Source organism: Solimicrobium silvestre (genome assembly GCF_002976435.1).
GTDB classification, from domain to species: Bacteria; Pseudomonadota; Gammaproteobacteria; order Burkholderiales; family Burkholderiaceae_D; genus Solimicrobium; species Solimicrobium silvestre.
This window is the reverse complement of record NZ_PUGF01000011.1, coordinates 85,604-96,993: the sequence shown is the minus strand read 5'-3', so window position 1 is coordinate 96,993 and position 11,390 is coordinate 85,604. Positions and strand designations below refer to the sequence as shown.

The 11,390-nt window shown below is 43.6% G+C and carries 10 protein-coding genes; all 10 read right to left on the bottom strand.

The window, feature by feature from the left end:
- Positions 1–4 precede the first annotated feature (4 nt).
- The 10 genes from S2091_RS12570 to S2091_RS12525 all read right to left on the bottom strand — a co-directional run bounded on the left by S2091_RS12570 (position 5) and on the right by S2091_RS12525 (position 11,345).
- A complete protein-coding gene (locus S2091_RS12570; protein ID WP_105532286.1) occupies positions 5–1,273 on the bottom strand; it encodes an NHLP bacteriocin system secretion protein in 1,269 nt (422 codons plus the stop codon).
- Positions 1,274–1,291: 18 nt separating this feature from the next.
- A complete protein-coding gene (locus S2091_RS12565) occupies positions 1,292–2,911 on the bottom strand; it encodes a TolC family protein (RefSeq protein ID WP_133166907.1) in 1,620 nt (539 codons plus the stop codon).
- 322 nt (positions 2,912–3,233) lie between these two features.
- Positions 3,234–3,413, bottom strand: coding sequence for a hypothetical protein (locus S2091_RS12560; protein WP_105532284.1), 180 nt, complete (start codon positions 3,411–3,413; stop codon positions 3,234–3,236).
- An 89-nt stretch (positions 3,414–3,502) separates the two neighbouring features.
- Positions 3,503–4,684: a hypothetical protein gene (locus S2091_RS12555; RefSeq protein WP_105532283.1), complete on the bottom strand. Its 1,182-nt coding sequence runs from the start codon at positions 4,682–4,684 to the stop codon at positions 3,503–3,505.
- An 80-nt stretch (positions 4,685–4,764) separates the two neighbouring features.
- Positions 4,765–5,814: a radical SAM protein gene (locus S2091_RS12550; protein WP_105532282.1), complete on the bottom strand. Its 1,050-nt coding sequence runs from the start codon at positions 5,812–5,814 to the stop codon at positions 4,765–4,767.
- A gap of 178 nt (positions 5,815–5,992) precedes the next feature.
- Complete coding sequence (locus S2091_RS12545; protein ID WP_105532281.1) at positions 5,993–6,172, bottom strand: hypothetical protein; 180 nt, start codon at positions 6,170–6,172, stop codon at positions 5,993–5,995.
- A gap of 65 nt (positions 6,173–6,237) precedes the next feature.
- The gene (locus tag S2091_RS12540; protein WP_105532280.1) at positions 6,238–7,266 is read right to left on the bottom strand and encodes an ABC transporter substrate-binding protein; all 1,029 of its coding nucleotides are present in this window, start codon (positions 7,264–7,266) and stop codon (positions 6,238–6,240) included.
- Positions 7,267–7,281: 15 nt separating this feature from the next.
- Positions 7,282–9,318, bottom strand: a complete 2,037-nt coding sequence (locus S2091_RS12535; RefSeq protein WP_105532279.1) for an MFS transporter — start codon at positions 9,316–9,318, stop codon at positions 7,282–7,284.
- Positions 9,315–10,154, bottom strand: a complete 840-nt coding sequence (locus S2091_RS12530) for a hypothetical protein (RefSeq protein ID WP_105532278.1) — start codon at positions 10,152–10,154, stop codon at positions 9,315–9,317. The genes S2091_RS12535 and S2091_RS12530 overlap by 4 nt, the downstream gene beginning before the upstream one ends.
- 9 nt (positions 10,155–10,163) lie before the next feature.
- Positions 10,164–11,345, bottom strand: coding sequence for a radical SAM family protein (locus S2091_RS12525; RefSeq protein ID WP_243405408.1), 1,182 nt, complete (start codon positions 11,343–11,345; stop codon positions 10,164–10,166).
- Between the last annotated feature and the right edge of the window lie 45 nt (positions 11,346–11,390).

Here is an 11,390-nt window from a genome sequence, read left to right as displayed (position 1 = left end):
GTCTTCAGTCAAACCCGATGGTTTTTTTCAGGATAGGAATTAATATCTCAATCGGCCTTTGTTCAGACAATGTAATGTTGGCTGAACACATGGTGCCGCTTTGAATCAAGAATTGCGGCCCTCTGCGTGTTGACCATTCATAATGACTGAAATTACTCCCCGATGGTTTTAGGGAAACCCGAATTTGAATTGGCGCATGCGTTCCAGATAACTGCTGCACAATCTTTTCATTCCCAAACACCCGCATCAAACCCAGGTCGCTGGATGGAAAATTCGCCACCGAAGAAATATTAGCGGGTAAAAATCCAAATTCTTCACGTCTGGCGGTGCTAGGGCTAATTTCAACCTTCATGCCTCTATTGATTTTTTTCCCATCTGAAGCAGGCAAATAAATATAGGCTTCAAGTTCATTGGTGTCCGCACCATCAGACTCAACGCTAAGCAGCGGTGTACCACGTTCAACCAATTGCCCTTCCACTGCTTTTACCTCGACAACTTTGCCCGCATAAGGGCTAACAATGGATGTAGAACCTTTATTTTCCCTGACCATGGCCGCGACATTGCGCTGCAATTCCTCCAACTGATTTTTTACCTGCAATATCTCATTGTCACTTTGTTTTTTATTGTCCAACCGGGTAACTTCCAATTGCTTAATCTGGGTGCGGATGGTTTCGGCTTCCAATTCAGTTGAAGTCAATTCCAATTGGGAATCGATCAAGGTTTTCTTGGTGATTAGCCCTTGGTCATATAAGGATTTTTGCGTCTCAATGCGCTCGTTTAACAGTTTCATTTTTTGGCTGTTTGCTGCTAACTGATCATTGAGGTTATTACTTTGTGCTGCCATGGTGACTTCACGTAATTTGGCGCCCTGTTGTGCCAGCATCAGGGTCTGCTTATATTGCAGAGCGGCTTCACTCAAGTGCGCCTCATTCGCATTGATTTTTTGCAGCATATCGTACTGTTCAAGTCGCCCGATAATTTGCCCGCGTGTGACCACATCGCCCGCTTCAACGGCCAGATCGGATAAACGACCGCTCACCGATGTCGTCAAAATATTGACTCCGCCACTGTTCACAAGAATGCATTGATCCCCTACCAGTTTAGTCGGCAATTTACCAAACACCGACCAACCTCCAATCGTAACCAGAAACAGGATAATGCCAGCCAGCGCAGCCCAACCTTTGACAGTCGTCACCTGCAATAAACTGTCTAATTGCTCTGGTGAAGACAGACGATTTACAGCGACTTCTCTGAATAATTCTTTTTTTATCATAAATTTATTAATGTGAAATTATTCGGGAAATGAACGGTAATGATTCAACGGACCCAATCCAACCAAGCTACCAATATCCAATGAAAAACTATTCCCACCTGACTCAAACGGAGCCGTATTCGGTAAGAACGTTCCCGTTACCAATCGTAATGTCGCCAGCGCATTAGCATAGGCCTGCTGCTGTTGAATATAATTCACTCGCGCACTCACAAACCGAGCCTCTACATTGATCACATCAATCAACGTGGAAATACCATTTTTTTGCTTGATAATTTCCTGACTCACTGCCTGCTCATATAAAGCCAGACTCTCTTGCGATATTTTTAGTTGTGCGGCCGTTTGAATTGCCGACTGCAAGGCATTGTCAACACTGGTGGTGACATCAATTTCCAGGTCTCTTTGCTTCACCGACAATTGATCAACCAGTGCCGAATTTTCAAGAAACGATCCTTTGGCTTGGGTGTTATCGATCGGGAATTGATAATTTAATTGCACATTCACCGAGGGTGTTGACACTGGCCGGCTCGGGTCGGCAATAAATCCATAAGGTGATCCGCCTGCCGATACGTTGGTATAGTTCACGCCTAAACTCAAATTCAATTGCGGACGCAGCTTTTTCTGCGCGGCGAGCAAATGTCGCTGTGCCGCTTCCAATTGCAATGCCAGTACCTTGACATCGGGACGAATTAACAAGGCCTCGGAACTCATCGCTTCCAATCTGGGAACCAGAGACACTGCATTCATATCAGCCGGAAAGCCATCGATGGGGTCAGCCATAGCGCGGATCGCAACGGCATCAATGCCTAGCACACGGCCTAGCGCGAGTTTGGCATTGGTTGCTGTCAGCGCAGCCATTTGTCGCGCCACAATTTTGTCCGCATAATCAGCCTTGAGCAACACCAGATCGGCACGCGGCTTCTCGGCGGCATCAACCAGTTTTTGATTCGAATCCAGTAAATTTTTGCTGCGCTCCTCACTACTTTGCGCCACCTTTAACAGCTCCAGACTAGCCAGATAATTCCAATACGATTGCAATGTGTTGTACACCGTTTGCACCACCTGGTTACGCAAACCATATTGACTGGCAACGACATTAATTTTCCCCACGTCTTCCGCTTCAGTAACCTCGTCCGAACCACCTCCTTTTAATAAAGGTACATTCAGCGTAATGTTCAGCGCCATGGCATTTTGTTGCAATTGAGGTGATACTCCATAGCCACTGCTTTGAATCGCTGCCGCTTGCATTGCAGTCGTGAGGCTGATGCCGTCACGTAATTCCTTGTTAAGACCAATCTGATAGCCGGTCGATATCGCCAACGTTTGATTCAGCGTGTTGAGATTGTCGATAAACGGGGTAATGGCTTTACTGTAGTTAGCACCGGAAACTAAGGTCAGGTCAAATTGCCCGGTCGCCTCCATGCGCTGACCGACCGCGACATCCACTTGGCGCTCCTGCACTTTTACGTCAGGGTTATGCGCTAGTGCCAAGCGTATGGCTTCGTCCAGCCGTAATTCGCCGGCGCACACTAATCGGGGAAACAAGAAGACAAAAAAGGCCATCATCAATAACCGTACCAGGCCATTATTACTTATCGATTGATCGCCATAGTTCACCGATATCGTCTTTATTTTATGCACCTGCAATTGTCTCCACCCAGAATAATATTGAATACAAAAATTAACTGACTCAGTTCAAGTCTCAGCCTGTATCAAGTTTCAACAAAATATATAACCCAATTGCGCTGATGCTTGTGTTACTCAAGACCATGACATTAGCTGTCATATAAATTTTTTTACGAGGAATCTACTAAAAATTTGGAGGTTAACTTTTACATCAATAAATATAACTGGCAATTGAGCGCAGATAAATCGAGAGGTAGAGATTCATTGAGTTACTAGTAACTCCAATAAAAATGGACGTTGCCAGTGCCCTCTATAATAAATCTACAGAACACTCATCTCAACATTGCATATTTCCACCACAACTATTGGTAACACTTAATCCACCAGTAATTGAATCTAATACATCATCAGATAAACCAATGATTTCTCCATTTTTATCAAAAGTAATATCCGATACATCGAGGCCAACTTTTTTATCATCTTTGTTATCAACATCATTTTTTTTAATATCATTCATGTTTTTCTCCCAAAAGGCTTGTCAGCCGGGTTGATGGCACAATCACCAACTAAAAAAAATTACTCCTGCGTATCCATGCAATACAAAAATTATCCAAATAACTCAGCACCAGATTCTGCCTGCAATAAGTCTAAGCAAGATACATAATCCAACTGTGCAAATGCTTCTACGGCCAGAACAAGTTGACGCGACTCTTCCAATTCAGCGGTACTGGATAGTGGTAAGCCTAAGCGGCCCCTAATCAAGGCATACGACGAATGTGCAAATTTATCGAATACTATTTTTTGTGGAATTTCATGCAAATCAGCTAAGCGACTCATCACTTCAAATAACGTCACTTCATCGCCTAGTTCTTCAGCAATTTTTGCTGTTTTATTGAGGAGATCAATTTCTAAATCAACTATGTCCAACTCTTTAAATACGTGTGAAATACTATGAAGAAGATTCAAACCATAACTATTACGCTGAATATATTTTTCAGAAATTGCCGCTTGATATGTCTGCATGATGAGTAATGAGGCGTTAGCCTGATTGGTTCGCTCACTTAAAAACATTTCCAATATTTTAAAATGTAGCCAAAACTCCCCCGATTGACCTGCCTTTATTTTTTTTAATATGGAAAGTGCATTCTCATAACTACCAATTTTAGTCAGATAAGAAAGGAGAATTTCTAGTAAAGAAACTTTCAAACTACCATTAATATTCGCCGCAAATCCTGCACCCAAAAATTGCTGCAACTCATCCAAGGCATTCGATTGCAACAGCAAATTTGCATATTCACGCCAGTAAACGACATTAAGAAGATTAACGTAATCAAACTTCTGGTCTAGCTCGCAAAGTTGCTTCAGATTGCATTCAATATCGTAGCGCTGATTCAGAGTTCCAGGCACTGTATGATTTTCCTGTTTCAGTTCGCGATAAAGTGCGCTCGCATTTTCCCATTTGTTTTGCCATCTTTCGAGACGAATAATGTTAATCCATGGTTGAATTACTTTACTTAAATCTTGAGAATGGCCTGGCTGATTAGCAAATTTTTTCCAAAATCGAATTTGAGCTGTACATAACCTTAGTGAAAAATCATAATGACCTTGATATGTTTCCAGTAATGCCAAACAATTTAAATCCACGGCAATTTTTTCTACATCCATGTCATTTTTTCGAATGATATTTGCTAAAGACCCAGAACAAGTCCGCTTCCATTCAAGCAAAGGGGCACGAATCAATCTATCTGGGGCACTAATAATTGGTCGATAAAATGCATTAGCGTTCATATTCAACTCACATAAAATTGGCCAAAATCACATAAAAAATAAAATTAAATACCTGTATCAATACAGGTATCCGGTCATTTTCAAGCAACGCTAATTTCACTCAATACTTCATTTATACTCTTCGCAAATTGAATGGTTTTTACTTCTTCTATTTTCGGCATACCGTGCATAGGACAACGCAGAGCAGCTTTGTCCAATGACTGGAATCCACGCATAAAGGGTTGAATTTTTTCACTTTGAATAAATAAAGTGCCATCTGAATTAATGTGCCCTACGCTATTTCTCGGATCGCTAAACGCAACTGTGCATTTATTCAGCATCCCATTAGCCCTGATGACAAATGAATTAGATCTTGCTGCATAACATGGAGTAACTACATCGCTGGTCTCTGCTGAATTGCGTAAATTGAACCAGCCGTGTTCGATCAGGCAAGCATTCATATCGTCTTTTACTGCGTCGGCATTTTTAGTCAAGGACATCTGCTTGACACCATCACCACCCCAATTCCCAACGGCTTTAAGGAAGATAGAAAAACGTATGTCATCGGCAAATTCAGAACAAATTTTTGGCAAAAGTTGTTTAAGGCTGTCGACATTTTCTTGGTGAATATGAATTCTCAGCATTACGTCAAATTGCTCTTTACTCTTTTTCAGATCAAGCAGATTGCTCCATATCTTGGCGAAAGTGCCGCGACCGGAAATTAATTTTCTGGTTTTGTTATGCTCATCTTCATCACCATCAATGGATATCTGATAACTGCGCACATTCAATTTCAGTAAATTATCAAAGGTGGCACTATCAAGACCATACGCATTGGTAGTCATACCTGAACTAAATTGAATACCGGAAGTAGCGCATGCTTTTTGCGCAAACTCACTCAGTTCATAGACGATATCTTTTGCCATCAATGGCTCACCACCAAACCAGGAAAACACCAACTCGCTTAATGACGGATTACTCAACCTGGCAGTAATTAATTTCTTTATTGCCTGCACGGTTTCATCTTTCATTTTTCCAATTTCAAAATCCTCATAACAATAGGTGCAGCGAAAATTGCACTGTTCGGTCGGCATAATAATCAATTCCAGCTGGCGTCGACTCAGAAAACCAGCATATTTATCTATTTCCATTACCGCTCCTAAAAGTCATTTGTGAGAAATCTGCAGAAATTATTAAAACTGACATCACTATGAACAATAGCGATTGAATAAGCTGCTGGCAATTCCAATAAATCGAGAATTGCCAGCACCATATACATTATGGCTAAGCTAAATTCAGATCAAATTATCCGCATTTAGCAATTAGCAATTAGCAACCAGAATTAGTGCAGCTATTGTTAACTGATTTCAGTCCACCAGATACGGAATCTAATACCTCATCAGATAAACCAGTGACTTCTCCATTTTTGTCAAAAGTAACTTTCGTTACATCAAGACCAGCATCTTTTTCATCTTTGTTTTCAACATCATTTTTTTTAACATCACTCATGCTTTTCTCCAATTAAGGCTTTTCAGCCTGGGTTATGGCCAACAGTGGCCGGGTACAACTCAAAGTTACTCTCGCGCATCCAAGTTATCAGTCCCATTGACCAATTCAGCTACTTTAAATAGCGATACTGGCGGGTAAATCCCGAGCTTTTTCGCCGCGCCCATATTGATCAGGTAGGTGAACCGATTTAGCGATTCAATTGGCACTTGAGACACCACCATTTTTTTCGACAATATCTGCTCGGCCTTATAAGCCGCTAATTCGCCGACATTAAAATAATTACTGACCAATCCGAGTAACGCGCCGTCATTGCGAATCGGCGCCTCCGTCGCGGCAAATACCGGCACATGCGCGGCCTGTGCCTCTTGCACGACAAGGTTGGCATTTTTGATCATGAACGAATCGGAGGGGATATAAATAAACTGCGGTTTTTGAGCCAGCAAATCACGCATGGCAGCAACGACACCTTCAGTGCTGGGATGTTGGTTAGCATCCAGAACAACAGGAACTAATTGCAGCGTCAGTGCCAACTTTTGTGCAAGTGTTTGCAGCTCTTGCACCGCCAGCATGGCATTTTTTTCTTGCGGGTTATAAATCACGCCAAGCCGTTGAATGGTGCGCATGGATTGCAACGCCTGAATCTGCGCAGCAATCGGAACCAGATGCGAAACACCGGTCACGTTGCGGCCTGATGATTTCAGGCTACTGGTCAGTCTTGCGCCAACCGGGTCGGCCACAATATCAAATACCACCGGGATATCGGTAATATGCGTTTCGGGATCATCATCGCCGATTACGCCCACCACTTTGCTCGTCACCGTAGTGCCAAAGGTGTAAATTAAATCAGGTTTAATGTCGCGTGCTTCGCGAATAAATCCTGCAATTTTTGCGTTGTCGGCTTGCGCATCCCGAATAATAAATTCGGCAGGTATATGGTGCCGTTTAAAGTACTCCATAAAACCTTTTTCTGCATCGGTTTCACCCCGATACAGCATCATCATAATTTTGTAAGGTTTAGTAATCGGCTCCGCCCCCTGAGAAGAGAGGGATGTCGCAAACAAGCACAACAAAAACACATAACGAAAATACATCATATGATCCTTTTATTTTTACCCGGGAATGGCAACTGCGCGAGTTTGATGGCGATCAAAAAAGAACAACAAGACCGTAAAGCTGGTAATACAAATTAATGAAATGATTCCGATCCCTAAAAAGGCACCCTTAAATCCGAATTGGGAAATAAATAGAGCAGCGATGATCGGGCCAAATACATTGCCCAAGCGCTCAGTCAGCCGGAAGATTCCACTGGCCGTACCGGCCCCCACTTCTTGCACCACTTCTTTGCAAAAATCATTGATCAGTGCTAATTGTGGCGACACGCCAATTGCATGAGCAATTCCCAGAAGCGTTATGCTGACTAACACCCCAGCCATATTGTCAAAGTAGTAGATGACGAACATAGCCAACGCGGCAGAGTACCCACCGATGGTGACGAACCAGCGTAAATTACCAATTCTGTCGGCCAGCTTGGCAATCGATGGCGACAAAATGATGATCGCCAAACCATAGGCCATCATGACGCGTCCGGTCGTCGATTGATTATTTCCTTGCAATTTTAGATACAGCGGAACGGAGTAATACAAAAATCCAGTCAACGCAATTTTGGCCGGGATAGCCGCTAAAAAAGTAATGGCGGAAAATTTTTTATTACCAAGCAAGCGCTTAAAATCATTAAAGCCTAATTTTTTCTTTGGTGCCGTACTTGGCGCAGAATGGATGAAGCGCATGACAAACAAACCCGATGCAATACTAAGTACCGCTGATAATAAAATGGTAGGGCTATAACCCAAACGGTCAGACAAAATCCCACCAATCGCCGAACCGGATAATGAGCCGGCAAAGAAGCTGGATAAAAACACCGCCATTCCCCGAGTACGCTGTTTGGGCGGCGTATTGTTTGTTACATAGCTTTGGGCCGTTATAAATACCAAGCCGTAACCCAACGCAGTTATCGAGCGCCATAACAATAAATCGTAAAGAGTTTGCGCTCCGGCGGTCAATATCAAACCTACCGTCGTCACACTTGCTCCAACCAAAAATGCTTTACGATAACCGACCCGGTCACTCCACATCCCTGCCAAGGGCATCGATAACGCCCAGGTAAACATAAAGATTGATATCGGCAAACCAATCACGATATTTTTCGACAATCCAAGCGCAGGTGAATAAAACTGGCCGACAAATACAGGGAAAAATGACAGCGATAATGAATCGGCAAAAATGAGTAAAAAGAAGGGCCAGCGGATGTGATCAAGTGCCGCCGCAAATAAGGTACGACGCTCACCCGGAGCATGAAACTGGAACCCGGACAATGCCTGCTTTACTTGCACAGAGCCGGCATCACCATTATTGGAAATATACTGTTGCAGTGCATGAAATCGTTCATTGATGTTGGCAACGATATGATTGAAATTGGCACTCAATTGACCAATGCCGCCAAGCCGATCAAATGGCAGGTAGTAGGTAAAATCACCAGCACGGACCCTGGCTAAAAAATCACGCATGACTTCCACCGGTGTGGCAATAACAAAGCTCAGCGTGAATCGTAATAACTCAATCGCAATCAAGCTCGCTACCACCAATACCGTCAATACATCGTAAGCTATTTCTTTTAGCTGTTGTTCTACGAGCGCCGACTGCTGTCCCAATTGTAAAGTGCCGACGCGATAATGATTAAATATCAGCGGAACACTGGTATTAAAATACGCGCCGACCAGATTGGTCGTGACATCCGAGTTTGAGGTGGCAATAACACTACGCAATTCGGGCGCTTTGTTATTTACACCGCTTTGATACAGCACCTGACCTTTATTGTCATTCAGCAGAAGATAACTAATGCTGGGGTTTTCTTTACGTATTTCCGACAAAAATTCTTCCACACCGATCATCTTTTCCAGCGGCACTCCATTTTCATAAGCGCGCTCCAATACTGCCGAGGCGGAATAACTGATGGTAGTGACTGTTCTGGCCATTTCGGGCGGTAAGCCTTGTTCAAAATGACGCAACGATAGCCAAGACATCAGTAATGCGGACAACACAAATATCAACGCCACGAACGACACCAAACGGATCTGCAATTTTTTCATGTGGCCTCCACATTTTTATGATGAGAAGGCAAGATGGCGCGCTCTAACTTGGCGATAGTCGACACCAACTGCTGACTGCTGGCCGTAAAATCGTTGATATCTTTTGCCACACCGGAATCCAGCATGTCGTCACCTACTTCAGTAGGCTCAATCGCAATCAGGGTGCTGTCAATCGCCTGACCAATGGCGGCGATTTTCCCTACAAATTTTCGGGTCAACAAATAAACGCCAGCGAAAGTGATTACGGTAAAAAAGGATAACGTCGCCAACACATCAAGCAGCAAGGTTCGCCCCATATCATTGATCGCGCCTTCAATGACATGCTTGTCGTACCCAATCACAACCGCGCCGACCTTTACATTAAAATTATTCAAGAACGGTACGCCGATTTGAAATGTATCGGCATCGCTGGTATGCCAGCTGTCTTCGGCCGCTGTTTTGTTGATCCAGGTTTTCCACTCTGCGACAGTTTTTGCGGCCACCTGCCCTTGTGTTATTGCCTCGCCCGATTCATCAACAATACCGATATAGCGGATGCCGCTTTGCCGCTGAATCATATCTTTCATGATTGGCGGTAAATGCGTATTTTCAGCGGGTTTTAAACCAACATTCAAACCCAGCACAATGGTTTGCCGAACATCTTTGGCCATCACCAGATAGCGATTCAAATTCAATTCCAAAAATGTTTTTCGGTAATTGGAGTAATTTAAAAATGAAATCAAAAAAAGAACCGAAGCAATAATTCCCACCAGAAGCGCGCCAATTCGCAACCATAAAACCGTACGGTCTTGCGGGATTTTGTCCTGGTTAGTTTTATGTGCAATGATAGAAATCATCTTATTTCCTCAAGCTGGAAAATGAGATAGCGGGCGTGAATTCCGTTCAATATGAATACCTGCCAGGTTTAATTCACGTTGATCAGGCTTGTTTTTGGCACTGTGATGATAAGGCGACCAGATAAACTGACGCCAATAGCTTTCCGCCACTTCTACCCAGGTCGTCAGCGTTTCGATGCTATCTAACGATTTCGACAGGCTCACCATCAGCCAACTATATACTGCCTGACTATCACGGCAATCAGAGCAACGACCCGAAGTACAGCAGATCTCCAGCGTTTTCAGATCAGCTTTATAGGCATTAAATAGCGGCAAAGTGGGATTCCCATTTGCCTGACGTGCTGCGTTACCCGGATGATCCTGACTAATACTCGGGCAGACATCATGACCAAAAGTCCCGCACCAGGTTTTACCGGTAACAATGGCTTCAATATGGCTGGGATGATTTAATACAGTCTCTGGATATTCATTCCTGACGCGCTGCATTTCTTCGAGCAAACGACGTTCGTTTTTCATCCGCAGCGGATGACCGGTATTGTATTTACTGTAAAAATTAAAGGTAACGACATTACCGTTATCACGAATACGTTTTACTGTTGGTTCAATGTATTCAATCCCATCTTCAGTCGCTGCAAACACAAAAGTGGCACGCGGATCATTGTGATAATTTTTCAGGGTTGTTTCGAACAAGCCAGTAAATGCAGTCCCACTTGGTTTAATGGCCCGCAACTGATCATCCAGCGGCCCGCCACCAAACAGGGAAATAAACACGGTCACGTTACGAAATGGATCACGATTTGGAAACGGTTTCAAACCGTTAGTTGATATCGACACATATTGCATGGTTTCGGCAAAGGCGCCAATACGATCAGCAAATAAGGTTGGCTCACCGCCAATCAACAATGCGCAATTAATGCCCTGATAGGACTGATCAATAGTGAACTGTTCCCAGTCAGCTAAATCTTTAGCTTCTGTTGACGTTTTATCGTGACCAAACTCAAAAAACCAACACCCTTTACAGCGGATATTGCAGGCATTAGTCAGATGATATTCTGACGCACGTATCTGAGATGAAAATTCACGCACTGCCTTAAAACGCTGCGCCAGATCCGGCGCACCTGCCAATAAAACCGGCAGCCGTTCGGCGATGGCCAATTTGCGCTGTTGATGCGACTCAATCTGTGCGTTCACGTTCTGTCCCTTCAAGATGAAATTTCAGAAATTAACAGGGGAGAT